Source organism: Micromonospora inyonensis, assembly GCF_900091415.1.
Taxonomy (GTDB): Bacteria; Actinomycetota; Actinomycetes; order Mycobacteriales; family Micromonosporaceae; genus Micromonospora; species Micromonospora inyonensis.
The window spans coordinates 3,225,564-3,250,336 of the sequence record NZ_FMHU01000002.1 but is presented as its reverse complement, the minus strand read 5'-3'; the positions used below and the strand labels follow the sequence as shown (position 1 = coordinate 3,250,336).

The following is a 24,773-nucleotide window of genomic DNA, read 5'->3' as shown; positions in this document are numbered from 1 at the left end:
TCGTAGATCAGCACGGAACCGTAGCAGATCACGCGACGTCCGGCCTTCCGTCCACGCAGGACCGCCCGCTCCCTACCATCACCTGATGGACACGACGTGGGAACCGACCGCCCCCGGGGTGCTGCGCCTGCCGTCGGGCCGGCTGGTCCGCGGACGCGGGCTGCGGGCGGGACCGCCGACCGGCCCCGCCCCGACCTTCGCCGTCTACCTGCTCGGTGCGCCACCGCCGCCGGTGGACTGGGAGAGCCGCTGGCTGCCCTGGCCCGACTTCCGGCTGCCCCGGGATCGGGCCGCCGTCGGGCCGCTGCTGCGCGAGGCGTGGGAACGGGCGGCGAGCGAGCGGGTGGAGGTGGCCTGTGGCGGCGGTCGGGGGCGCACCGGCACCGCCCTGGCCTGCCTCGCGGTCATCGACGGGGTGCCGCCGGCCGAGGCGGTGGCGTTCGTCCGGCGGCACTACCACCGCCGCGCGGTCGAGACGTTCTGGCAGAAGCGCTACGTCGCGACCTTCCGTCCCGCCGGACTGGACGGCTGATCGTCCGCGCGGGGGCCCTCGCCCGGACGGTCAGCCAGCAGCGACTCGCCCGCGACGACCGCCAGCGCGGCGAAGGTGACCAGCGCGCCGATGCCGAACACCCCGCGCGCGCCCAGCGGCGCGAGCACCAGTCCACCGACCGCCGCGCCGACCGCGATGCCCACGTTGAACGCCGCCGAGTTGGCCGCGAAACCGATCTCGGTCCGCCCCGGCGCGACCACCAGGATCCGGGCCTGGGTGGCCATGAAGACCGGTGCCGCCGACGCGCCGAGCAGGGCGAGCATGGCGATCACCGCGACCTTCTCGGTGGCGAACAGCCAGAGGCCGAGCAGGGCGACCGCCTGGAGCCCGATGGTCAGCACCAGCGACCCGCCGGGGAACCGGTCGAGGATCTGGCCGACCCCGCTCACCCCGGCGATGCCGGCGAGTCCGAAGACGAAGAGCAGGACGCTCACCGTCTCATCGGTGAAGCCGGTGACGTCGGTGAGCAGTTGGACGACGTAGGTGAACCCGGCGAACATGCCGGTCACCGAGACGGCGGTGGCCAGCAGCGTGACGACGAACCGGCCGGTGTGCGGGGCGGAGCCGTACGCGCCGTGGCTGTCCTGCGGGCGGCTGGTCGGCAGCAGCGCCGCGATCAGCACCAGCGCGGCGAGGGACAGGGCGGTCAGCACCAGGAACGGCGCCCGCCAGCCACCCTGTTGCCCGAGCCAGGTGCCGGCCGGCACACCGAGCACGGTGGCCAGCGAACCCCCGACCGACATCACGGCGATCACCCGTCCGCGTACCTCGGGGGCGAAGAGCCCCACCGCGACGGGTGCCATCACCGCCCAGAAGAGGGCCTGGGCGACGGCGGTCGCGATCCGGGCGGTCAGCAGCACCCAGTAGCTGGCCGCGACGATCGAGACCAGGGTGGACACCACGAGGACCGCCAGCACGCCGGTGAGCACCCACCGGCGGGGCAGGTCCCGGGTCACCTGGGCGAGCGGCAGCGACACGACGGCCACCGTCAGGCCGTAGCCGGTGACGAGGTAGCCGACCGAGGAGAACGTGACGTCCAGGTCCTCGGAGATCAGCGGGAGCAGGCCGATCGGCAGGTTCTCGGTGGTGTTGAAGGTGAAGGCGGACAGGGCGAGAGCCAGCAGTACGGTCACGCGCCGCCAGGTGGCGGAGGACATGCGTCGGCCGTTCCTTTCCGGGCGTACAGGCGCCCTCGGTCGTCGTACGTGGTGGACAGGCAGCGGCGCAGGGCCCGACCGAGCGCGGCCAGCCCCTCGCCCCGCCAGATCGAGTAGTGGTCGCCGGGGACCACGATCTCCGTCACGTCCGTGGCCAGGTCGTCCCAGCGCATCAGCTCGGCGGGGGAGTCGGCGGCGCGGACCAGGGTCACCGGTCCGTCGTACCCGCCGGTGGGCCGGTACCGGCTCAGCGCCGTGAGGTGGGTGTCGAACAGCGCGTACCGGTGCAGCAGGAAGGAGTGGTCGAGATCGTCGGGGAGGACGCGGGCCCGGGACAGCGCGGTGAACGCCTCCTCCGGGCTACTCCCGGCCGGGAGTCCGGCGAGTACCGCCCGGGCCGGTTCGACCGGCTGGCCCGAGGTGGCCAGCAGGTCCACCACGAACCTCGTCGTCCGGGCCAACCCCTCGGGGTGCCGCGTCAGGGTCGGCACGATGCTGTCGACCAGGACCAGCGCCGGCACGCCGCACCCGGCGGCCCGCAGCCGCTGCGCCAGGTGGTACGCGACCACGCCGCCCATCGACCATCCGAGCAGGGCGTACGCCCGGTCGGGACGGGCCCGGCGCAACGAGTCCAGGTAGCCGGCCGCAAGTTCCGGCAGTGAGCCGGCCGGCGGACGGCCGTCGTCGAATCCGGGTGCCTCCAGGGCGAGGACGGGCTGGTCGGCCTCGACCAGGGCCCGCAGCGGCAGGTAGGGGTACGGGGAACCGGAGATGGCCGGCACGCAGCACAGCGCGGGCCGGTGCCCGGTGGCGCGGATGGTCAGCACCGCATGGTCGGTCACCTGACCGCCTCCCGCGTCGTGCCGTCGACCCGGGCGGCGAGGTCGCGGATCGTGGCGGTGCCGTAGAGCAGGCGCAGGCTCAGCCGCACCCCGAAGGTCCGGTTGATCTGGCCGACCACCCGCATGCCCTGTAACGAGCTGCCGCCCAGCGCGAAGAGGTTGGCGTCCACGCCCACCTCCGGCACACCGAGCACCGCTCCGAAGATCGCCACCAGGGCGGCCTCGGTCGGGGTGGCCGCCGGGGCGGTGCCGCCCGGTGCGGCGACCGGATCCGGGTCCGGCAGCGCGACCCGGTCGATCTTCTGTGAGCTGGTCAGCGGGAACTCGTCGAGCACGCACCACGCGCCCGGCACCAGGTACGCCGGCAGCACCGCGTCGAGGTGGGCGCGGAGTTCCGCCGGGGTGGGCGGCGGCCCCTCCGCGCTGACGTACCCGACCAGGCGGGGTTCCCCGCGCGGGTCGGGGCGGACCACCACCGCTGCCCGACCGACCCGGGGGTGGGTCAGCAGCGCGGACTCGATCTCGCCGGGCTCGATCCGCAACCCGCGCAGCTTGACCTGGTCGTCGAGGCGACCGAGGAACTCGAGTTCGCCGGCGGCGTTCCAGCGCACCAGGTCGCCGGTGCGGTAGACCCGGCCACCGGGGCGGAACGGGTCGGCGACGAACCGCTCCGCGGTCCGTGCCGGCTGGCCGAGGTAGCCCCGGGCCAGCCCGACGCCCCCGACGAGCAGCTCACCGGGGGCACCCCGGGGGGCGAGCCGTCCGTACCGGTCCACCACGTACAGCCAGCGGCCGGGGTGGGGGCGTCCGATCGGCGGTGGGCGGTGCCCCCGGCCGGGGGCGCACTCGTGGTCGGTGCAGGCCACCGAGACCTCGGTCGGACCGTACAGGTTGACCATGCGGCGGCCGGGCAGCCTCCAGGCGTCGACCAGATCCGTCGTCAGCACCTCACCGGCGCTCATCACGACCCGCAGGTCGGGGTGACCGGTCGGGTCGAGGCTGCCGAGCATGGTCGGGGTCAGCCCGAGGTAGGTGACCCGGTGCGCGCGCATCAGCGCCGCCACCTCGTCCGGCGCGGACCCCTCCTCGGGGGAGACGAGCACCAGCGTGGCGCCGACGGTGAGCGCGGTGAGCACCTCGCCGAGGGCCAGGTCGAAGGTGAGCGAGCAGAACTGGAGCATCCGGTCCGCCGGCCCCAGGTCGAGGGCCCGGCGGTAGCGGTCGACGAAGTAGCCCAGGCCGGCGTGGTCGAGCGCCACCGGCTTGGGGCGACCGGTCGACCCGGAGGTGGTCACCACCGCGGCCAGCGTGGCGGCGGTGTGCGCCGGCAGCGGCCCCGGCGCGGGCGGGTCGGCCGCCGGGCCGTCCACCGGCAGCACGTCCCGACCGGGCAGCGGCGGCAGCCGGTCGACCAGGGCGGCCCTGGCCAGCACCACCGGCGCGTCGACCGCGTCGATCAGACGGCCCAGCCGTCGGGGCGGGTGCGTCGGGTCGAGGATGGTCACCGCCGCCCCGGCCCGCAGCACCCCGAGCACGGCGACGAGCAGGTCGAGGTCCCGGTCGGCGACGACGGCGACCACCCGCTCCGGACCCGCCCCGTGCCGGACCAGCCGGTGGGCCAGCGCGTCCGCCCGGTGGAGCAGTTCGCCGTAGGTCAGCTCCCGTCCCCGGCAGACCGCGGCCACCGCCTCGGGACGGGCGGCGGCGACCGCCGCGATCCGGGCGTCCAGCGGGCGTCCGTCCGGCCGGAACGGACCACCGTCGCCGCAGTCGAGCAGCGCCGTCCGCTCCCGCGCGGAGAGCAGCGGGAGACGCGACAGCGGCCGGGCCGGGTCGGCACAGCCGGTCGTCAGCAGGGTGGTGAGGTGGTCGAGCAGCGCGTCGATCCGCCACCGGTCGAACAGGTCGGTCGCGTACGTGAGGTGGACGGCGATGCGCTCGCCGGTGACGGCGAAGTCGACGGAGAGGTCGAACGGGGACCGCTCGGACGGGGGCGGGACCAACTCGACCGTGAGGCCGGGCAGGGACAGCCCGGCCCCCGTGGTGTCCGCGCCGAGCAGCTGCACGCAGACCTGGAACAGCGGGTTGCGCCCCTCGGTGCGGACCGGCCGGACCCGCTCGACCACCTTCGCGAAGGGCACCTCGTCGTGGTCGTAGAGCCCGAGGCTCGCCTCGGCGACCCGGTCCAGCAGGTCGTCGAAGGTGGGATCGCCGGACAGGTCGAGGCGGAGCACCACCATGTTGACGAAGAGCCCGACCACGTCCTCCAGCTCCGCCTCGGCCCGGCCGAGCAGCGGCACGCCGAGAGACAGGTCCTCCTGGCCGGCCTCGGTGGCGAGCACCGCAGCCAGGCCCGCGGTCAACAGCATGAAGGGGGACACCTGGCGGTCGCGGCACAGCGCCGCCACCTGCTGTCCCAGCGCGTCGGGCAGGGACCGGACGACCGTCGCGCCGGGCCGTCCGACGGCAGCCGCCCGGGGCCGGTCGGTGGGCAGCTCCACCGGTGGGACGTCACGCAGCGTCCGCTCCCAGTGCCGTAGCCCGGCTGCCAACGTCTCCGGCGTGAGCCGGGCGCGCTGGGCCAGCACATGCGCGGCGTACGTGCGGCCCGGCGGTGGCAGCTGCGGGGGGTGGCCAGCGACGGCGCTGGCGTACCCGACGGCCAGGTCCCGCCGGAGCACCCCGGTCGACCAGCCGTCGGTGACGATGTGGTGCAGGAGCAGCAGGAGTACGTGGTCGTCGGCGGCGACCCGGAGCAGCAGGAAGCGGTACAGCGGGCCGGCCTGGAGGTCGAACGGGGTGGCGACCTCCGCCCGAAGCGTCCGGTGCAGGGCGGTCTCCCGGTCGTCGGGGGTGTCGCCGGGCACCGCGCGCACCTCCAGCCGGGCCGGGGCCGGCGGGGCGATCTCCTGGTACGGCGTGCCGTCCTCGGTGCCGAACGTGGCCCGCAGCGCGTCGTGCCGGGCCACCAGGGCGGTCAGCGCGGCCCGGAGCGCGGCGACGTCCAGTGTCCCCCGCAACCGGTAGACGAGGGGACTGTTGTACGCGGACTCCCCGGGGCTGAGCTGGTCCACCAACCACAACTGCTCCTGCGCGAAGGAGAGCGGTAGTCGGGCGCTCGTGGCCGGCGCGACGGCCGGCGGGAGCACGCCGCCGACCGTGGGGACAGGGGACGTCATCGTCGGCATCCTTTCACGGGTCGACCGGCCATGGGGGGACGCCGAAGGGGCCACCGGTGCTTTTCCGGTTCTCCCGCCGTCCTCGTGGGACAGTTGTCCGCCGGGACGTCGCGCGTGCCCACCCAACCGGTGTACGTATTGACAAACCTTGCTAGATTTCGTTCGTCGTCCATTCGCGGGGAGGTTGATTTCTGGTGTTCCGGGAGCCGATTGCGGAAATCGCTGAGCTGTTCCACGTCTATCAGTCCGGGCTGGTTTTCCACGCGCTCTGCGCGGTCGCCAGACTGGAGATTCCGGACCGACTCGCGGACGGACCCCGGCCGGTTTCCGACCTGGCGGCCGAGGTGGCCGCCGACCCGGACGCGCTGCGCCGGGTGCTGCGCCTGCTCGACGGCCACGAGATCGTCGTGCACCACCGTGAGACGGACCGGGTGTGGCTCACCGACCGGGGCGAGCTGCTCCGGCGGGACCATCCGATGTCCGTCTGGGCCACCTTCGCCACGCTCGGGATCTCCGACGTGGCGCACCGGCTGGTCGACACCGTCCGCACCGGCCGCCCCGCCGTCCCCGGGGTGCTGGGCACCGGGTTCTGGGAGTACCTGGCGGACCGTCCCGACCAGCAGGCGGTGTTCAGCCAGGCGATGGCGGAGCAGGCCCGACTGCTCTCGCTGCCGTGCGTACCGCTGCTGGACTGGCCCGACGGCGGCACGGTGGTCGACGTCGGCGGCGGCAGCGGAGTGCTGCTGGCCGCGGTGCTCGACGCCGGGCCCGGGCTGAAGGGCATCCTGCTGGACCAGCCGCAGGTGCTGCCCCGGGCGGTGGACCGGTTCCGGGAGCGCGGGCTTGCCGACCGGAGCGAGACCCGGCCGCACGACCTCTTCGCGCCGGTGCCGGCCGGCGACGTGTACCTGCTCTCCCGGGTCCTGCACGACTGGGACGACGACGAGGTGGTCCGGATCCTCGGTGCGGTCGCCGGGGGCGCGTCCCCGGGCGCGCGGCTGCGGATCTTCGAGGACCTGCTCCCCTCCTCGGGGCCGCTGGCGGCGACCCAGGCCTGGTCGGACGTGGTGATGATGGTGCTGTACCCGGGGGCGCGGGAACGGACCCTCGGGCAGTACCGGGCGCTGCTGGAGCGGGCGGGTTGGGTGTTCGGGCGGACCGTGGCCGGTCCACCCGGGATGCACGTCATCGAGGCGTCCCGGAGTGCCGGGGCCCGGTGAGCGGGTCGGCCCCGGCCGCCGTGCCGGCCGGGGTCAGTGCCAGGTCGAGGCGGCGGAGGCCGTTGAGGAAGTTCGACGGCTGGCGGACGACCGCACCGGCGACCTCGAACGCCTCGACCCGCCGGGCCAGGGTCTCCAGCAGGCAGCGCAGCTCCAGCCGGGCGAGGGCCGCCCCGATGCAGTAGTGCGGCCCTCCACCGAACCCGAGGTGAGGGTTGGGCCACCGGTCGAGGAGGAACCGCCCCGGCTCGGCGAAGACGGTGTCGTCGGCGTTGCAGGACGGGAACCACACCACCACCCGGTCGCCGGCCCGGATCGTGGCGTCGCCCAGGGTGGCGTCCACGGTGGCGGTCCGCATCGCGTGCATCGGCGGTGAGGTGTAGCGGAGGATCTCCTCGACCGCCCGGTCGGCCAGCTCCGGGGTGTGGCGCAGCCGCCGCCAGGTGTCCGGGTGCCGGGCGAAGGCGAGCATCGCGCCGGAGGCGGCGTGCGGGGTCGTCTCCAACCCGCCGTTCATCAGGCCGTCGCAGTTGAGGACGATCTCCTCGTCGGTCAGCGGTCGGCCGTCCACCACGGCCTGCGCCAGCGCGCTCACCATGTCGTCGCCCGGCGCGGCGCGCCGCCGGTCGAGCAGCTCACCGAAGTACAGGAAGACCTCGGTGTGCGCCTCGGTCCGGGCCGCCGCCGCCGCCGGGCCGCGCTCGTCGTCGTCGAAGGCCCGCAGGGTCAGCCCGACCAGGTGGTTCCAGTCGGCGGCCGGCACCCCCATCATGCCGAGCAGCGCCCACGCCGGCAGGAGCGCGGTCAGCTCACCCACCACGTCGAACGGGGTGCCCCGGGCGAGCAGTTCCGCCAGGCGCGCGTCGAGCAGGCGGAGCAGGTCGGCGCGGAGCCCGGCCAGTGCCCGGGGTGTGAACCACGCCGAGTGGGCGGTCCGCAGCCGGCGGTGCGCGGTGCCGTCGGCGACCACCAGCATCCGCCCGGCGGCGGCGCGGACGGCCTGCGGACTGCTGCCCAGACGCATGCCGAGGGTCGAGGTGAACTCGGTGGGCCGCCGGAGCAGTTCGCTGCCCGCCCGGTGGCCGGTGACCGACCAGAAGCCGCCGTCGGCCGACTCCTGCCAGGCGACCGGATGCCGGCTGCGGGCCTGCCGCCAGACCTCCAGGTGCCGATCGGTGGTGAAGAGGTGGGGATCGGTCGGGTCGAAGTCCGATCCACCGGCGGTGAACACGGGAGTACGGGTCAGCACGGTCCCTCCGATCGAGACGCGGGAATGGCCGGAACGGTGGCGCCGCAAATGGGCAGCGCCTGCCGCCCGCCGCCGGTTTCCAGCTCATTCCGGAGCGTTTTCCACTACTTATTTACTGGCACTGGACTATGTGGACGGCTGGGTTATGCTCGGTTCATGTGACCACCCGTGAATTGTGCGGACGAGGTCGTACCGGGCTGGTGCGGAAATGCCGCCGCCCGATCCGATGGCAACGCGGGACCGGCCGGATGGTGTGGAACCACGCCGGTCTCTCGACGCGCGTGAGCCGGGCGTGGGGGAGGAATCGACAATGTTCAAGGAAGCGACGTTGTACTCGCCGGTGATCCGGACGGAGAACGGCACGGTCTCCGTGGTGTTCGCCGATGGACACCCGGGCCGGGACGACCCGGCGTACCAACGGCACCGGGCGCGGATCGCGAAGGCCGCCCTGGACCACGTGCCCGGCGGCCCGGTCGCCGACGTGGAGTACACCGAGCAGGAGCACGAGCTGTGGCGGATCGTCGGCCCGGAGCTGCGGGAGCGGCACCAGCGGTACGCCTGCCGGGAGTTCCTCGACGGCGTACGCCGACTCGACCTGCCGACCGACCGGCTGCCCCAGCTCGGGGCGGCCTCGGCGCGCCTGACCGCGCTGACCGGGTTCCGGTTCCGGCCGGCCGCCGGCATCGTCGAGATGCGCGACTTCTACGGTTCGCTCGCCGACGGGCTGTTCCAGGCGACCCAGTACATCCGGCACTGCTCGACGCCCCGGTTCTCCCCGGAGCCGGACATGATCCACGAGGTGGTCGGGCACGGCAGCGCGCTGGCCAGTGACCGGCTCGCGGCGATCTACCGGCGGGTGGGGGTGGCGGCCCGGCGGCTGGAGAGCCACGAGGCGCTGTCCGTGCTCTCCCGGGTCTTCTGGTTCACCCTGGAGTACGGGCTGGTCCGCGAGGACGGAGAGGTGCGCGCCTGCGGGGCGAGCCTGCTCTCCTCGATCGGTGAGCTGGACCAGTTCCGGACGGCGGCGGAGATCCGGCCGCTGGACGCGGCGGCGATGGGCGCCCAGCGGTACCGGGTCGAGGACTACCAGCCCGTGCTGTTCTGCGCGGAGTCCTTCGACCACCTGGAGGAGTTCCTGGACCGGTTCCTCGACGAGATCGTCCGGGGACAGTTCGCCGGGGTGCCCGGGGCCTGACGGCGTCGCGGGCGCACCTGCCGGGCCCGGCCCGGCCGCCACCCGCCGCCGCGGGACGGCCGGGCGGGTCACGGTCCCGCCCCGGCCCGCGCCGGCCGGTCCGCCGGTGCGACCACCCGCAGCAGGTTCCCGCCGAGCAGCAGGTCCCGGTCACCCCGGGACACCCCGGCGAAGACCTCGGACCCGTCGCACACCTCGGCGAGCAGCCGGGGCAGCCCGCCGGTGAGCTGGTTCAGCGGCCAGTCGGTCCCGAAGATGATCTTGTGGTTGACGCCCAGCCGGAACAGCTGGTTCAACCGCTGCGGCCAGCCCGTGCCGGGCGAGCCGGCGAAGCCGCCGGTGTCGAGGTAGACGTTGCGCCGGTGCAGGGCCAGGTACGAGGTGACGTCGACGTGGCTGACCCCGCCGTGGCCGAGCACGAAGACCAGGTCCGGGAAGTCCCGGGCCGCCTGGTCGACCAGGAGCGGGTGGGCGGGGTTGAAGCTCAGGCTCCGCCCGGTCGGTCCGGTGTGCACGAAGACCGGCATCGACCGGGCCCGGCACTCCTCGTAGTACGGGTAGAGCGCCCGGTCCGACGGTGAGTAGCCGCAGGGCGGGTAGAGCTTCATCCCCTCGAAGCCGTACCGGTCCACCAGGTCGGCGAACTCGCGCGCCCCCGTCTCGCCCCGGCGCGGGTCCGCGCCGAGGTAGACCCGGAACCGGCCGGGATGCCGGGTCCGGATCCCGTGGTGTCGCCGGGCCATCTCCGCCAGGGACAGCGGGGTCGACATCACCAGCCCGAAGTCCGGCACGAGAAGCACCGCCGTGGCCACCCCCGCGGCGTCCATCTCGGCCACCAGCCGGTCGGCGTGGTGGTCCTGGTGCTGTGCGACGTACCGCTCGACCAGGGTGGCCAGCGGCGGTGCGGTGGTGACCGCGCTGAGCCCCCGGTGCATGGCCGCCGCGACGTCGGTGAGGAACGCCCGGGGGATGAAGTCGGTGGAGGCGACGTGGCAGTGGCCGTCGTGGATCATCGTCCGAGGCAGTGGTCGAGCAGGGTGCGGATCGACGCGTTCGGTCCCGGCACGAAGCTGGTGAAGTCGAACCGGAGGTCGAACCGCTCCTCCAGGAACGACACGAAGGCGACCATGCCCATCGAGTCGAGCAGGCCCTTGGCCAGCAGGGGGGTGTCGACGTCCAGGTCGACCGGGAGGTCGTCCTCGTTCCATTCCCGGACCCACTCGACGGCTTCCTTCTGCAACGCGGCGACGTCGACGCTCACTGGTGGCCTCCCGGGGTGGTGGCGGCGACCGGGTCGCCGGCCAGGCGAAGGATGGTCTCTCCCATGATCATTCTCTGGTGGGAGGGACGGACGCCGGCGAAGACGCCGTCCGAGGTGAAGGCGGCCAGCACCGCCGGCAGGGTCGTCGACATCCGGTACGACGGCCAGCAGGTGCCGAACACGATCTTGTGGTTGATGCCGCTGCGGAACAGCCGGTTCAGGTGCGCCACCCAGCCGTCGGCGGTCAGCATCGACGGGAACTGGCTGACGTCCAGGTGGACGTTGGGCCGGTGGGCGCACAGGTACGAGGCCTCCTCCACGTGGGTCACCCCACCGTGGCCGAGGATGAAGTTCACCCCCGGGAAATCCCGGGCCGCCTGGTCGACCAGCAGCGGTGGGCCGTAGGTGAAGTCCAGCGGCGCCCAGCCCGGACCGGTGTGGGTCAGCACCGGCAGCCCGCGTGCCGCGCAGATCTCGTAGTACGGGTAGAGCCGCCGGTCGCTGGGGGAGTAGCCGGCCGGCGGGTAGAGCTTCAGCCCGGCGAAGCCGTACCCGGACACCGTCCGCTCGAACTCCTCCGGCCCGGCCGCCCCGGCGCGCGGGTCCACGCCCCAGAACACCCGGAACCGGCCCGGGTGCCGGCGGCAGACCCGGTCGTGCAGGCGGGCCAGCTCGTCCGGGGGCGTGGCCCGGGGTGAGACGTGCGAGAAGTCGGCGGCCACCAGGAACGCCACATCCACCCCCGCGGCGTCCAGCTCGGTGACCAGGCGGTCTGCGTCGTGGTCGGAGTGGATGGCCAGCAGCCGTTCGGTCACCGCCGCGCGGTTCCCGCCCCGCCCGTGCGCGGCCAGTCGGTGGTGGATGTTCGCGGCCTGCTCCTCCAGGTACTCGCGGGGGACGACCCGGTCGCTGGCCAGCACCACGTGCCCGTCGACGATCATGCGGAACCCGCCTGGGCGGGCGCGTCGACCGCGACACGGGCCGAGTCGGCCGGGTCGCCCGCCCCGACGTGGTCGGCGAACCAGTCCGCCGCCGCGGTGCGGCTGAGCTTCAGGTTCGCGGTCAGGAAGCGGGGGTCCCCGCGCAGCGGCGTGGCGCTGAACGCCACGGCGGCGAGGCGTTCGTGGCTCGGCAGGCCGGCGTTGACCCGCTCGACGCCGTCCCGCACGGCGGTCCGCTGCTCGGGGGTGTCGGCCGTCGGGGTGACGATCGCGCCGAGCCGGTGCGACCGGGTCGGCACCACGATCAGGTCGGCCACCCCGGGCACCCCGGTGAAGCGGGCCTCGATCTCGGCCGGGTGCACCTTCCGGCCGTTGCCGAGGGTGATCACGTCCTTCTTCCGCCCGACGAGGGTGAGGAAACCGTCGGAGTCCAGCCGGCCGTAGTCGCCGGTGACGATCGTGCCGTCCGGGCGGAAGGTCTCGCCGGCCACCTCCGCCGGCACGTCGAAGTAGCCGAGGCTCAACGGGGCCGGTCGCCGGATCAGCAGTTCACCGTCGGGCCGGAACTCCACCGCGTCCGGGTCGATGAGGCGGCCGACCGTGCCGACCCGGTGCGCGTCGGCGGTGTTCCAGGCGATCATGCCGCTCTCGGTCATCCCGTACGCCTCCAGCAGGCGGACCCCGCCGGCCCAGAACGCGTCCAGGGTGGCCCGGGAGATCGGGGCCATTCCGGTGATCATGAAGCGCATCCGGCCGCCCAGGAACTCGGGCAGGGGCGTACCGGCCGCACTCCGCGCGTGCAGGTGCCGGGCCGCGTCGTAGAAGACCGGCGGGGCGATGACGAACGTCGGCTGCTCCTGCCGGATCGCCGTGAAGACCCGCTGGTACGGCGCGAGCACCAGATCGGCCCCCACCCACAGGCAGCAGTAGACGGAGAGCCGCTGCTGGTAGTTGGCCAACGGCAGGAAGATCAGGTGGCGGTCGGCCGGGGTGACCGCGAAGGCGTCCACGAACCGGCTGATCACGTACTCGGTGCCGGCCCGGCTGATCCGCAGTCCCTTCAGCGTGCCGGAGGTGCCCGAGGAGTAGACCAGGCTGTGCAGGTCCGGCGGGATCTCGCCGACCGGGTGCGGCCGGCGGCCGGTCTGGTGCACCCGGTCGCCGTCGACCAGCAGGGCCAGCCCGTGCCGGTCGGCGAACCCCGCGTCGATCGTGGTCTCGTCGCCGAACGCCTGGAGCACCGCGCCGCGCGCCAGCACCGCCAGGTCCCACACCACCCAGTCGATGCTGTTGCCGGCCCGGATGCCGACCACGTCACCGGGGCCCACCCCGGCGGTGCGCAGCCGGGCGACCCGCTCGTCGACGGCCTCGGCCAGCTCGGCGTGGGTCACCTCCCGCCGCTGCCCGGCGGCGTCGATCTCCACGATCCGCGCGGTGCGCCGGTGACGGTACCGCCCGGTGAGTTCTGCCAGGTTCATGAGCACGTCCTCGCCATCTCGTCGGCCAGTCGGGCGAGCAGGGCGTCGAGCCGGTCGCTGACGAACGGCCCGAGCTGTCCGGCCAGCAGCGGCTCGTACGGCCCGGAGCCGGTGTCCCAGTCGATGCGCACCTCGACCGCACTGCGCCGGTCGTCACCGTCGACCGGGCGGACCCGGACGGTGCGGTCCAGCCGTCGCCAGATCCAGTCGGGGACGGCCGAGGCGGTCACGCCCTCCGGTGTGCGGGTGACCCGGTCGGCCCAGACCACCCGGTCGTGTCCGAGGGTCCCGGCGAACTCCGGTGTCAGCCCGTCGTCGGTCGGGGCCCACCCGGACGGGTCCAGCGCGAACGGGTCCAGCAGATGGGGCTGCCGGTGCAGCAGGTCGCGCAGTTCGGCGCAGGGCACCGGCACCAGCGCCGTCCGGGTGACGGGCGAGCAGGGCACCGCCGGTCGTCCGGTCGGGTCGTCCTGCCGGGCGTCCACCTCGGCCAGCACCCGTTCCAGCACGTCCAGCCCGTACGCCAGGTCGGCCGGGGAGATGACCATCGGCGGCTGCACCCGCAGCACCCGGTTGTGGTAGAGCGAGTACGTCGAGGTCACGCCGTGCCGCAGCAGCAGTGCGAGCACCATCCCGCCGAGGGTCTCGTCGTGGAACTCCAGGCCGTGCATCATGCCGATGCCCCGGTGCGCGGCGAGCAGCCGGGGGAAGCGGGCCACCAGGGCGGGCAGCCGGGTGCCGAGCGTCTCGGTGTGCGCGGCCACCGTCCGGCCGAACGACTCCTCGGTGGCGATCTCGATGGCGGCCAGCCCCACCCGGCAGCAGAGCGGGTTGCCGCCCAGGCTGGACCCGAAGGCGGACGGCAGCGCCCGCAGGCTGTCCCACACCGCCTCGGTGCCGAGCACCGCCGACAGGGGGACCACACCGCCGCCGAACGCCTTGCCCACGCAGACCAGGTCGGGGGTGACCCCGAACCGGTCGAAGGCGAAGAAGGGCCCGCAGCGACCGAAGGCGGTCTGCATCTCGTCGAGGATCAGCAGGGTTCCCCGCTCGGTGCAGATCCGCCGCACCCCGGCCAGGTAGTCCTCGTCGGGGACGATTACGCCCCCCTCGGCCTGCACCGGCTCCAGCAACACCGCCGCGGTGTCGCCGTCCACCGCCCGGTCCAGCGCGGCCAAGTCGTCGAAGGGCACCTGTCGGAACCGCTCCAGGAACGGGCGGTACAGGGCGGCGTGCTCGGGCCGGTTGGCGGCGCTGAGCGCGGCGAAGGTCTTGCCGTGGAAGCAGTCGAGGGCACTGACGAACGTGGTCCGGCCGGTGGCGGCGCGGGCCAGCTTGAGCGCGTTGTCGATGCTCTCCCCACCCCCGTTGGCCAGGTAGGCGTACGGCAGCCGGCCGCCGGTCAGCTCGGCCAACCGGGCCGTCAGCCGGATCTGCTCCTCCTCGAAGAGGATCTTCGTGCTGTTCAGCCGACCGGACGCCAACTGCTCGGCGACGGCGGCCACGATCCGCTCGTGCGAGTAGCCGAACGACTGGTTGCCGTACTGGTCGAACAGGGCCAGCAGGTCCCGGCCGTCGCCGTCGGTCACGTGCGCGCCGGAGCCGGGACCCTGCACCCCGCAGCCCATGACGAAGGACATCGTCGAGTAGGTCGGATGGTTGTGGGCCGCCTTCGCCTCGGCCAGCTCCTGACGACGTGTTCGCACCCTCGTCTCCTCCCGCCCGGGTCACCGGGCACTGGCGTACGCGTGGTAGTCGGCGAAGAAGAACTGCAACAGGCGGCTGCGCCGCCCTTCCGGCGCGCGGGACCGGGCCACCGCGTCCGGCACGTCCAGGTAGGCCACCAGGCTCAGCGGCCCCCCGGCGAACCGTTCGTCGAGGTACGGCTCGCCGAGCGGCACGAAGCCGATCTCCAGATAGAAGTCCCGGAGCTGGCCGGAGTTCTCGTCGACGAAGAAGTCCCCGATGATGTGGGTGGCGCCGAAGCGCCGGACGCTGTGCACCAGCGCCTCGCGCATCAGCGCCAGCCCGACCGAGCGGCTGCGGATCGCCGGGAGGGTCATCAGGTGCCCGAACTCGACCAGCCGGTTGCCCGGTCGCAGCGCGGTCAGGTCGACCACGTCCTCGCAGGGCAATCCGGCCGCCTGGTCGGGGATGACCTTGACCGTGCCGACCGGCTCGTCGCCGTCGAGCGCGAGGATGTAGTGGGCGTACGGGTCGAAGCGGTCGAAGGTCTGCTCGGTGTCGGCGGCGTCGTGCAGCCGCCCCTGGTCCTGGACGTAGACCGCGTCGCGCAGCCGCAGCACCGCCGCCCGGTCCGCCGCCGACTCGGCCAGCCGGAACACCACCCCGGTGGTGGACGGGGCGCTCACCGGCGCACCAACGTGCGGAAGAAGTCCACGTACCCGGGGTGGAAGTGGTGTAGCTGGTGGCGCACCTGCTGGTGCAGCTCGGGCAGGCGTTCGATCGGCAGGTTCGGCATCAGGTGGTGCTCGACGTGGAAGTTGTTGCCGTTGGTGAACCACGTCATCAGCCGGTTCGACCGGATCGTGCGGGTGTTGGCGAACGGGTCCCGGTCCAGGGTGGCGCACCGGAAGTGCTCCGGCAGCTCGACCAACGCGTGCACCGGCCCGGCGACCAGCAGCAGTGGGGCCAGCCAGCACCACACCACGAGGGCCTCGCCGAGCAGCACCGAACCGAGGGTCGCGGCGGCGAGCACGGCCAGGACGAGCCGGTGTTCCGTCCGGATCCGGCGGGCGACGGTGGGGGTCTCCCCGGGGTGGTCCGCACCGCGCAGCGCCCGTCCGGCGTCGACCAGGAACAGGCCGTAGTGGTGCAGCATCGTGAAGCGGACCGTCCAGTCCCGGGCAATGCGCAGCCGGGACCGGGGCCGGTCGGTGCCGTACTGGTCGCCGTAGTCGAAGAACTCCCGGTTCTCCGGGGTGCCCAGGTCGCGGTGGTGCCGCAGGTGGGTGGCCCGGTACGCGGAGAACGAGATCAGCATCGGCAGTCCCAGCAGGACGCCGACCAGCCGGTTCGCCCGCGCGTGGCGGAATCCCAGCCCGTGCAGCGTCTGGTGCTGCAACTCGGCGGCGTGGGCGAACATGCAGCCCGACACCACCACGCCCAGCACCCGCAGGGTGATCTCCGGGCGGGCCGCCAGCACCCCGCCGGCAATGGTCAGCAGGGCCCAGAGCGTCAGCTTCGACGCGAAGGACCGGTCGTCGACCTCGGTGCGCAGATGCCGGGCGGCGTTGCGGACGTCGGCCCGGGTGGCGCGTGCGGTGGCCTCATCGGTGGGTTTCACGGTTACCCGTCTCCTCCTGCGGTCGCTCGGTGGCCACGGTGTCGGGTGGTGCCGGCTCCCCGGGCGCGGTGCCGTCCGCCGCTGTCGGGCCGGTCGGGTCGTCGCCGACGTCCAGGGCCGCGACGAGCGCGGCGGCGAGGGCGGTCACCGGCCCGGGGGCCAGCGGGTCCCGGCCGTCGACGTCGAGCAGCCGCTCGCGGACCCGGCCCGTCACGTACTTGCCCCAGTCCGGCACGGTCGGCGGCTGCCCCGCCCCGTCCGCGCGGGTGGCGAGGACCAGCGGGTCCCCGACGAACCGGCCGGGCGTGAACTCGTGCGCCAGGTGGCTGAGCCGGGCGAGGGCGTCGGCCTGGTCGCGTACCGCCGTCTCGTCGACCCCGGTCAGCCCGCCGCCCCGGGCATGCAGCAGACCGGCCACGGTGGCGGCGTCCGGCGGGCCCGACGCGGGGCGCGGTACGCCGTACAGGTCGAGGACGCCGAGCAGCGCCTCCCGATCGGTCAGTGGCGGCGACGGATGCGTCTCGTCCGGCGGGAAGCTGTCCAGCAGCGCCAGCAACCCGACCTCCGCGCCGGCCGCCTGCAACGCGACCGCCACCTGGTACGCCAGGTAGCCGCCGGTCCCGCAGCCGAGCAGGTGGTATGGGCCCTCGGGCCGGACCTCGCGGATCCGGGCCACGTACCCGGCGACCAGTTCCTCGAAGCCGGTCGAGCCGGTCACCCCGCCCTGGAGGCCGTACGCGGGAACGTCGGCGGGCAGCTGGGCGACCAGGCGCAGCCAGGGCCAGCTCCGGCCGGCCGGCAGCGGCAGGCAGAACAGCGGCGGCCGGCTGCCGGTGCGCCGCAGCGGCACGGCGGCGACCGGGCCGGTGGCGACCACCGGTGGGGGACCGATGCGGGCGGCGAGCGCCGACACGGTCGGATGGCGGAACAGGTCGCGTACCGACAGACGGACGTCGAGCAGGGCCCGCGCCCGGCCCAGCAGGCGGGTGGCGGAGAGCGAATGTCCACCGAGGTCGAAGAAACTGTCGTCGGCGCCGACGGCCGGCACGCCCAGCAACTCGGCGAAGAGCGCGGCCAGCACCTCCTCCGCGTCGGTCCGGCTCGTCTGGCCGCCGGTCGCGTCCGACGGTCGCGTCGCGGCGTACGGGTCGGGCAGGGCCCCCCGGTCGAGCTTGCCGCTGGCCGTGCGGGGCAGCTCGTCGACCGCCACCACGATCCCGGGGACCAGATGGGCGGGGAGCGCCTCGGCCAGCCCGGCGCGGATCCGGGCCGGGTCGACCGCGCTCTCCGGGGCCGGCACCACGTACCCGACGAGCTGCCGGCCCCCGGCGTCGTCGTCGCGGACCGTGGCCGCGGCCCGGACCACCCCGGGCTGCCGGACCAGCGCGGCCTCGACCTCGCCCAGTTCGATCCGGAAGCCACGGATCTTCACCTGGTCGTCGTCGCGTCCGACGAAGACCAACTCGCCGTCGGCGGTCCACCGGGCCAGGTCGCCGCTGCGGTACATCCGCGCCTCGCCGTCGTCGGTGGCGAACGGGTCGGGCAGGAAGCGTTCCTCGGTGAGCGCCCGGTTGCCCCGGTAACCCAGCGAGACCCCCGCGCCGCCGATGTGCAGTTCACCGACCGCGCCCATGGGCACCAGCTGCCGGTGCGCGTCGAGCAGGTAGACCCGGACGTTGCGCAGCGGGGTCCCGATCGGCGGGGCGGCGGCCCGGTCCCCGGTGAGCTGGCCGCTCATCGCGGTCGAGACCGTCGCCTCGGTCGGCCCGTACCCGTTGATCAGCCGGCAGACCGGCGCGAACCGTTCGACCACCGTCGGCGCGGACAGCTCCCCGACGATCGACACGGTGGTGCCCGGGGGAAGCTCCTGCGGGGACAGCACGTCGAGCACGGACGGGGCGAGGACGAGGTCGTTGACCTGCCGTTCCCGGATGAGCCGGGTCAGCTCGGGGCCGGGCGTCAACCGCTCGGCCGGGGCGAGGACGAGGGTGCCACCGTTCAGCACCGACTGTGTCATCTCGCCGACGAAGGCGTCGAAGCTGGCGGAGGCGAACTGGAGGGTCCGGGTACCCGGACCGGAGCCCAGCCGGTCCACCATGGCCGCGGTCAGGTTGACCACCCCCCGGTGGCGTACCACCACGCCCTTCGGGGTGCCGGTGGATCCGGAGGTGTAGATCAGGTACGCCGGCTGCCAGGGGGAGGTGGGCAGGGTCCGTTCCCGGTCGGACAGCGGACCGGCGTCGAGAGTGGCCAGTCGCGCGGTCAGCTCCGGGTCGTCGAGGAGCAGCCGCCGTACGGGCAGGTGGTCGCCGAGCGCCGTGGTCTCGCCGGAGAGCAGCAGCAGGCTCGGCTCCGCGTCGTCGACCATGAACGACAACCGGGCGAGCGGGTAGGCGGGGTCGAGGGAGAGGAAGGCCGCGCCGGACTTCAGCACCGCCAGCGCGGCGGTGACCAGCGTCGCGGACCGGGGGAGCGCGAACGCCACCACCTGGCCCGGACCGACGCCCCGGTCGACCAGGTGCCGGGCCAGCCGGTTGGCCCGCCGGTCCAGCTCGCGGAAGCTCACCGGGGTGCCGTCGTCGTCGAGGGCGGGGGCGTCCGGGGTCCGTTCCGCCCACTGCTCGACGAGTTGGTGTATGCCGACCGGCGGGATGTCCCGCACCGGCCCCCGGCCCCAGCCGAGAAGGCGTTCCCGTTCCCCGGCGTCGGTCAGGGGCAGTTCGTCGACCGCGGTGCCGGGCTCCGCCGACGTCGCCGCCTCGAGGAAGAAAAGGAACCGGCGCAGGTGCGCGTCGAGTTCCGCGGGCGGGTGGGCGACGGAGTCGGCGTCGAGGAGCAGTTCGGTGTCCCCGTCGGGCAGTTGGAAGAAGACGAGGGAGACGTCGTCGACGTCCGGCAGCGAGAGGGTGCGTACCGTCGCCGGATGTCCGGCGAAGTGCAGTGGGGCGGTCGAGCCCATGACGTTGACCACCGCGCCCCAGAAGGGCCGCCCCTGCCCGGTCCGGCCCAGGTCGCGACCGAGCATGGCGGCGGGGTAGCGGCTGTGCAGCAGGCCGGCCCGCAGCTCCGCGCCCACCCCGGCGAGGAGGGCGGCCAGGCTGGTGCCGGCCGGCATCCGGACCCGCAGCGGCATGGCGTTCGTGGTCATGCCGGGCACGTCGCGTTCCGCGCGGCTCATCCGGCCGGTGACCGGAAGCCCGAGCAGCACGTCGGTCCCGCCGGTCATCCGCCCGACGTAGGCTGCCGCGACCCCGACGGCGAATTCCGACCAGCCGACCCCGAACCGCCCGGCGGCGGCCCGCATCCGCTCGGTCAGGGCGACGCCGAGGTTGGCCCGGCGACGGATCACGGGTCCGCCGCGCCGGCCGTGCCGTCCGGCGAGCCGGGTCGGCTCCGGCCGGTCCGCCAGCCGGTCCAGCCAGTGCCGACGGTCCCGTTCCACCCGGTCGGAGGCGAGGTACGCGGCCTCGCCGTCGCCGAGGATCCGCAGCGGTGGGGGCGGTGGCGGCGGGGCCTGTCCGGTCATCAGGGCGGTGTACGTCGCCGCCGTCCGGCGGTGCAGTTGGGCGATGCTCCAGCCGTCGACCATCAGGTGGTGCACCCTGCGGTAGAGCACGAAGTGTTCCGGAGCCAACCGGATCAGCGCGGTGGTGCAGAGACCCGTGCCGAGCCGGTCGACCGGGGCCGCCATGTCGGCGGTCATCCAGGCGTCCGCCGCCGCTTCCGGGTCGGCCTCCGCGCTGACGTCGACCAGGTGCAGCGGCGATGAGGCGTCCGGGTCGACGTGCTGCACCGGCCCCGTGGCGGTGACCGCGAACCGGAGGCGGAGCGCCTCGCAGTCCCGTTCCACCTGGTGGTGGGCGGCGGTCATGGTGGCGGGGTCGACCGGGCCGTGGATGTCCACCCGGTCGGTGATGCTCCAGGACGCCCCGGTGGAGTCCAGTGACTCGGCGTACCAGATCCCGGACTGGGCACCCAGCAGCGGCCAGTTCGGTCTGTCGTGGTCGAACAACACTGACGCCTCCAACCGGCTCTTGTGTTCCCCCGAGTTCGCGCCGCGCAGATCCAATGAGGTAGCACGAACTTCCCGCGGCCGCCAAATACCTATTTCCTCGCGCCACCACTTGTGGTTCCACATGTTGAACCGATCCCGCCGCAACAGCAGGTGGCGCGATTCGGGTTGCGTGTGGCTTGAGTAGCAGACGCGTTTCGCGAGGAAATAACTACGTGGCAGTTGGCGGCTGCGCCAGGTTGGTTCGGCCCGGCTCGTCTCGGCTCACCGGTCGGTCGGGCTGAGGGGTTACCGGCATCCTTCCTGCGCTGAGAGCTGCGTAGCCGGGGTGGTCGGCGGGGTCGGGCCGGCGTGAGGCACTGCGACCCGTGTCGATGGGTGTCGGCCGCGTCGTGATGTGCGCGGCTGGTGGCGAGAATAGGTGTGAGACTGTGCAGAAATTCACCACAAGCTATCTCGTGTGATGGTTTGAGATGCGTATACTCGTCAAGTCATGGGGACGAACGGGGATGGCGTAAAGGGTTTTGCCGAAGAGTTCCGAATGCTCGAACCGCATCTCGACGAGCGGCAGCGCCGGTTGGTGCTCGCCGCCCGCGCCCGGTCGTTGGGGCGGGGTGGGATCAGCCGGATCGCACTCGCCGCCGGCGTGCATCCGAGCACCGTCTCGAAGGGGATCGAGGAGCTTGAGTCTCCTGGGACGCGGCCGGCACGCGTACGGCGTCCGGGCGGGGGGCGGAAGCGACTCACCGAGACCGATCCCGGCCTGATGACCGACCTGCTCGGGCTGATGGAACCCCGCCACCAACCGAGTCCGGTGCTCCACTGGACCACCCGCTCGACCCGGCGGCTCGCCGAGGAACTGGCCGGGCTGGGGCACCAGGTCTCGGCCTGGTCGGTGAGCCGGCTGCTGCGGGAGGCCGGTTTCCGCCTGTCGACGAGTTCCCGTCCGCTGCTCGCCGGGCAGCAACTCGACCGGGACGCCCAGTTCCACCGGGTCAACGACCACGTGCAACGGTGCGTCCGCGCCGGACAGCCGGTGATCGTGCTCAGCCTGCGCCGTCGGCAACGGTCGGAAGCGGTCGGTGCCGGCGGGCCCGCGGTCGCCGACACCCCGTCGGCCGACCCGGGCGCGGCCGGTCCCGCCGACGAGGGCGACTGGACCGACCAACCCGTCGACCGGGACACCTGGGCGGTGGCGCTGGCCACCGTCAGCGGCTGGTGGGCGGAGTCCAGCCAGCAGGCCCGCCAGCTGCTGATCGTCGCGGACTCCGCCGGTGGGGGCGGGCGGTCCTGGCGGTCCGGGCTGGCCCGCTTCGCGGCGCGGATCGGGGTCACGATCACCGTGTGCCACCTGCCCTCGAACACCATGCGCTGGAACCGGGGGGAGGACCAGGTCCGCTCGAACGTCCTGCTCCGCCTCCCCGGTTCCGTACCGGCGCGGCACGAGGTGGAGATGCGGGTGCTCGCCGAGTCGCGGGACGGGGCCGGCCCCGCGCTGATCCCCCCGCCGCCCGGACCGGCTTCCTGGAACTACCTGGTGACCCCCTGACGCCGACGACCCCGGTCCGCGCCGGGTGTTCCCGCCGACGGCGTGGTCGCCAGCCAGCGGGGTTGGTGGCCGGCGGCTAGGCTTCCGGCCGTGGCGGGACTCTTCAGAAGCATGGCGGCACGGGTCGGTCGGGTCGTCCGGAGCGGTGCCGGCACCCCGGCGCACATCCCCGCCCAGGTCGCCCGAGGGCGCCAGGCGGCAGCCCTGCGTCGCCGGCACCTCGTGTACGCGCCCGAACCGGACGGTCGGGCGGACCCGGGCGAGATCGTCTGGACCTGGGTGGCCTACGAGGACGATCCCCGCCAGGGCAAGGACCGGCCGGTGCTGGTGGTCGGCCGGGAGAGCCGCACCCTCTTCGGGCTCATGCTCTCCAGCCAGAGCGACCGCGACGGCCAGCGCCACTGGTTCCCCCTCGGTCCGGGCGCGTGGGACCGGGACACCCGGCCGAGCTGGGTACGGCTCGACCGGGTGCTCACCATGCGGGAGGACGGCATCCGGCGGGAGGGGGCGGTGCTGGACCGGACCCGGTTCGACCGGGTCGCCGCGGTCCTGCGGGCGGAGTACGGCTGGACCTGAGCCCGCCGTCATCCGCCCCCGCCGACCCGGACCGGCGTGGAGACGGTCAGGACAGGGGGTGGGCGATGCCCCGGGCATGGTCGGTCACCGCCGCGCCGACCACCCGGGCCTCGATCGGCAGCACCTCCAGGCAGCGGCGGACGGCGGCAGCCATCAGCGCGTTGGGCACCCGCATCGAGAGCGTGCAGTGCGGCACCCAACGGTCCGGCTGGTAGTGCTCGGAGAGGCCCACCCCGGCCCGGGTGAGCCGGGCGTGCACCTCGGCGTGGTGGGCGAGCAGTTCCGCCGTCGGCGTCGGGCCGAGCCAGAGCACCCGTCCGACGAACTGCCCGGCGTGCAGGAAGGACATCCGCAGCGGCGCGGCCACCGTCATCCCGGCCAGTGCCCCGACGACCCGTTCCGGGTCCAGGCGGGGCGCCACCGCCAGGGAGACGTGCGGCCGGTGGCGCTGGTCGAGCAGGTACCGGAGGCTCTGCACCCCCTCCGCCTCCAACGCCTCCCACAGCACCCGGATCCGCCGGGCGGCGTCGGTGTCGAGATACAACTCCAGCGCGGCGACCACCGGCCCACCCTAGGGCAGGCGGTCAGGGCACGATCACCGCCCGTCCCGCAGTGGTACGCATGGTCGTCGCCCTTCGTCCCGGGTATCCCCGCTGTCCGGTTCGGAGCCGGTCCGCTGGCGGCACAGCCGGCGAGCAGTCCGACCGCGAGGTTGCTCTGGATGGTGAAGTACGGCAGCAGGCCGGTCACCGTGGCCGGACCGACGGCGGTGAACACGATCCCGGCCAGTACGCAGCCGACGACCAGCAGCCGGAGGACCACCGCCGCCGGCCCACGCCGCAGAGTCATCCGCGCACGTCAACAGTCCTTCCCGGGCCCGTCACCGGCGAGCGGTGTCCCCGTCCGCCCCGGTGGGCTCCGGCAGGGCGTCCACCGGGGTGGGCGGGCCGGTCGTGTGGCCGGGCCGGCCCGGGAGGTCGTCCGTCGGCGGGGTGGACACCGCCGGCAGCGGGGTGGGCACCACCGGTTGCCTGGTCGGCCTCGTCGACCGGACCGCTGGGCGTGTGGTCGGGGCCGCCGGGAGCGAGGGCGACGGGTGGGGCCGACCGGATGCCGGAGCGCCGGGACCGGTGGTCGGCCTGCCGGACGGGGGTCCCGGCGTCCCGCTGCCGCCCAGCACCGTGTCGCACCAGGCGTCGATTCCGTCCCGCCCACCGGCGGCCCGGACCAGCGGGGCGAACGTCGGGTTCCGCAGCGTCCGCTCCGGGTCCGTGGCGCGCGCGTCCCGCCAGGCCCGGCACGACTCGACCAGCTCCGGCGCCGGCGGCTTGCCGGTGGGTGACGTCCGGACGCGGCCCGGGTCGTCGCCGGGGGACGGTCCGTCCGTGGAGGCGGTCGTCGCCGGCGGTGCCGGACGCAGCGGATTGGGCACCACACCCTGTACCGTGGCGAGGGCCATGCCGCCGGTCGCGACCACGGCCAGTGCGGCGATGGTCGTCTTCGCCGCCAGCAGACGGGCCAGGGTGCCCCGGAGGGCGGGATGCGGCGACGGTCGTCGCGCCGGTGCCAGTCGCGTGGTGTGGAACGCCCGCACCGCCAGGTGTTCGCCGCGCAGTTCCTCCGTCAGGGGAGCGGCGCGGACCGCCTCGAGCAGCCGGACGAGGTCGTCGGGCACCCGTCGGCGGTCGACGGCGACACCGTCGAGCAGGCGCTCGACGGTGTCCCGGTCGATCTGGTGCTGGTGGTGTGGGGTCATCTCGTGACGATCAGCGCCGCCGGACCGTCCGGCGTCACACGGGACGTGCCGGTCTGCCGGGTTGACCGACCGGAGGATCAGCCGCCCGGTCGTCGGGACCGGTCCGGGATCATCCCTGGGGTCACCGGCAGAACGGACGGATCGACACCTCAAGGTCCAACCGGGACGGTAGTCGTCGACGGACCGATGGATGAGGCGTCACAGTTTGCGACAGGAGAACATGAAGGCATGAAGGTGCTCTTCCTCGGTGGTCCCTGGCACAACGAACGTCACGAGGTGACGCCTGCCCGGGCATCCGCCGCCCTGCGGTCGCTCCCGGTCAGCTTCACCGTCCCGCTCGCCCCGGAGCGGACAGGTGACGTCGCGGAGGGGTTCCCGCCCTCCCGAGCCGATGGTCACGTGACGTACACCCGTCGCTACGCCCGTGCCGGCGGTGAACGCCTGCCGGTCTACGTCGCACCGAACTACCAGGGCCCACCCCGCGCCTGACCCACCCCC

Annotated in this window: 20 protein-coding genes; 6 read left to right on the top strand and 14 right to left on the bottom strand. The window is 73.8% G+C overall.

Going from position 1 to position 24,773, the window contains the following annotated elements; all coding sequences use genetic code 11:
• Positions 1–85 precede the first annotated feature (85 nt).
• Positions 86–532 carry a protein-tyrosine phosphatase family protein gene (locus tag GA0074694_RS28660; RefSeq protein WP_091463029.1) on the top strand — a complete coding sequence of 149 codons (447 nt, stop codon included), beginning with the start codon at positions 86–88 and terminating at the stop codon, positions 530–532.
• Here GA0074694_RS28660 and GA0074694_RS28655 read toward each other — a convergent pair.
• From GA0074694_RS28655 to GA0074694_RS28645, 3 genes are read right to left on the bottom strand one after another with little or no spacing between them, the layout of a single operon-like run.
• Positions 493–1,710 carry an MFS transporter gene (locus GA0074694_RS28655; protein ID WP_091463028.1) on the bottom strand — a complete coding sequence of 406 codons (1,218 nt, stop codon included), beginning with the start codon at positions 1,708–1,710 and terminating at the stop codon, positions 493–495. The genes GA0074694_RS28660 and GA0074694_RS28655 overlap by 40 nt on opposite strands.
• Positions 1,683–2,552, bottom strand: a complete 870-nt coding sequence (locus GA0074694_RS28650) for a thioesterase domain-containing protein (protein WP_091463027.1) — start codon at positions 2,550–2,552, stop codon at positions 1,683–1,685. The genes GA0074694_RS28655 and GA0074694_RS28650 overlap by 28 nt, the downstream gene beginning before the upstream one ends.
• Positions 2,549–5,731, bottom strand: coding sequence for a non-ribosomal peptide synthetase (locus GA0074694_RS28645; RefSeq protein WP_091463026.1), 3,183 nt, complete (start codon positions 5,729–5,731; stop codon positions 2,549–2,551). Before GA0074694_RS28645 ends, GA0074694_RS28650 begins: the two co-directional genes overlap by 4 nt.
• A gap of 194 nt (positions 5,732–5,925) precedes the next feature.
• Between GA0074694_RS28645 and GA0074694_RS28640 the strand changes: the two genes are divergently transcribed.
• Positions 5,926–6,951, top strand: a complete 1,026-nt coding sequence (locus GA0074694_RS28640) for an ArsR family transcriptional regulator (protein WP_091463025.1) — start codon at positions 5,926–5,928, stop codon at positions 6,949–6,951.
• On the opposite strand, the gene GA0074694_RS28635 is transcribed toward GA0074694_RS28640, so the two are convergent.
• Positions 6,917–8,200, bottom strand: coding sequence for a cytochrome P450 (locus GA0074694_RS28635; RefSeq protein WP_141714300.1), 1,284 nt, complete (start codon positions 8,198–8,200; stop codon positions 6,917–6,919). The two genes, GA0074694_RS28640 and GA0074694_RS28635, sit on opposite strands and share 35 nt — an antisense overlap.
• 310 nt (positions 8,201–8,510) lie before the next feature.
• Here GA0074694_RS28635 and GA0074694_RS28630 point away from each other — a divergent pair, with 310 nt between their 5' ends.
• A complete protein-coding gene (locus GA0074694_RS28630; RefSeq protein ID WP_176738153.1) occupies positions 8,511–9,395 on the top strand; it encodes a phenylalanine 4-monooxygenase in 885 nt (294 codons plus the stop codon).
• Between the two features lie 68 nt (positions 9,396–9,463).
• Here the strand turns inward: GA0074694_RS28630 and GA0074694_RS28625 are convergent, their stop codons facing one another.
• The 8 genes from GA0074694_RS28625 to GA0074694_RS28595 are packed head-to-tail and all read right to left on the bottom strand — an operon-like array spanning position 9,464 to position 20,397.
• Positions 9,464–10,408, bottom strand: a complete 945-nt coding sequence (locus GA0074694_RS28625) for an amidohydrolase family protein (protein ID WP_176738152.1) — start codon at positions 10,406–10,408, stop codon at positions 9,464–9,466.
• A complete protein-coding gene (locus tag GA0074694_RS32055) occupies positions 10,405–10,656 on the bottom strand; it encodes a phosphopantetheine-binding protein (RefSeq protein ID WP_176738151.1) in 252 nt (83 codons plus the stop codon). The genes GA0074694_RS28625 and GA0074694_RS32055 overlap by 4 nt, the downstream gene beginning before the upstream one ends.
• Complete coding sequence (locus tag GA0074694_RS28620; RefSeq protein ID WP_091463021.1) at positions 10,653–11,597, bottom strand: amidohydrolase family protein; 945 nt, start codon at positions 11,595–11,597, stop codon at positions 10,653–10,655. Before GA0074694_RS28620 ends, GA0074694_RS32055 begins: the two co-directional genes overlap by 4 nt.
• Complete coding sequence (locus tag GA0074694_RS28615) at positions 11,594–13,075, bottom strand: AMP-binding protein (protein WP_091463020.1); 1,482 nt, start codon at positions 13,073–13,075, stop codon at positions 11,594–11,596. The genes GA0074694_RS28620 and GA0074694_RS28615 overlap by 4 nt, the downstream gene beginning before the upstream one ends.
• Positions 13,072–14,781 carry an aspartate aminotransferase family protein gene (locus GA0074694_RS28610; protein ID WP_091463019.1) on the bottom strand — a complete coding sequence of 570 codons (1,710 nt, stop codon included), beginning with the start codon at positions 14,779–14,781 and terminating at the stop codon, positions 13,072–13,074. The genes GA0074694_RS28615 and GA0074694_RS28610 overlap by 4 nt, the downstream gene beginning before the upstream one ends.
• A 21-nt stretch (positions 14,782–14,802) precedes the next feature.
• The gene (locus GA0074694_RS28605; RefSeq protein ID WP_091463018.1) at positions 14,803–15,447 is read right to left on the bottom strand and encodes a GNAT family N-acetyltransferase; all 645 of its coding nucleotides are present in this window, start codon (positions 15,445–15,447) and stop codon (positions 14,803–14,805) included.
• Positions 15,444–16,382 (bottom strand): fatty acid desaturase family protein, encoded by a 939-nt coding sequence (locus GA0074694_RS28600; protein ID WP_091463017.1) that lies wholly within the window; start codon positions 16,380–16,382, stop codon positions 15,444–15,446. Before GA0074694_RS28600 ends, GA0074694_RS28605 begins: the two co-directional genes overlap by 4 nt.
• Positions 16,366–20,397 carry a non-ribosomal peptide synthetase gene (locus GA0074694_RS28595; protein ID WP_176738150.1) on the bottom strand — a complete coding sequence of 1,344 codons (4,032 nt, stop codon included), beginning with the start codon at positions 20,395–20,397 and terminating at the stop codon, positions 16,366–16,368. Before GA0074694_RS28595 ends, GA0074694_RS28600 begins: the two co-directional genes overlap by 17 nt.
• Positions 20,398–20,935: 538 nt before the next feature.
• Between GA0074694_RS28595 and GA0074694_RS28590 the strand changes: the two genes are divergently transcribed.
• Positions 20,936–21,943 carry an ISAzo13-like element transposase-related protein gene (locus GA0074694_RS28590; RefSeq protein ID WP_176738149.1) on the top strand — a complete coding sequence of 336 codons (1,008 nt, stop codon included), beginning with the start codon at positions 20,936–20,938 and terminating at the stop codon, positions 21,941–21,943.
• Positions 21,944–22,033: 90 nt separating this feature from the next.
• Positions 22,034–22,519, top strand: a complete 486-nt coding sequence (locus tag GA0074694_RS28585; RefSeq protein WP_091463014.1) for a type II toxin-antitoxin system PemK/MazF family toxin — start codon at positions 22,034–22,036, stop codon at positions 22,517–22,519.
• Between the two features lie 46 nt (positions 22,520–22,565).
• Here GA0074694_RS28585 and GA0074694_RS28580 read toward each other — a convergent pair whose 3' ends face one another.
• Positions 22,566–23,081 (bottom strand): 2'-5' RNA ligase family protein, encoded by a 516-nt coding sequence (locus GA0074694_RS28580; RefSeq protein ID WP_091463013.1) that lies wholly within the window; start codon positions 23,079–23,081, stop codon positions 22,566–22,568.
• A 318-nt stretch (positions 23,082–23,399) separates the two neighbouring features.
• Entirely contained in the window at positions 23,400–24,275 is an 876-nt protein-coding gene (locus tag GA0074694_RS28575; RefSeq protein WP_091463012.1) for a hypothetical protein, read from the bottom strand.
• Positions 24,276–24,503: 228 nt separating this feature from the next.
• Between GA0074694_RS28575 and GA0074694_RS28570 the strand changes: the two genes are divergently transcribed.
• Positions 24,504–24,764: a hypothetical protein gene (locus GA0074694_RS28570; protein WP_091463011.1), complete on the top strand. Its 261-nt coding sequence runs from the start codon at positions 24,504–24,506 to the stop codon at positions 24,762–24,764.
• The last annotated feature ends 9 nt before the right edge of the window (positions 24,765–24,773 follow it).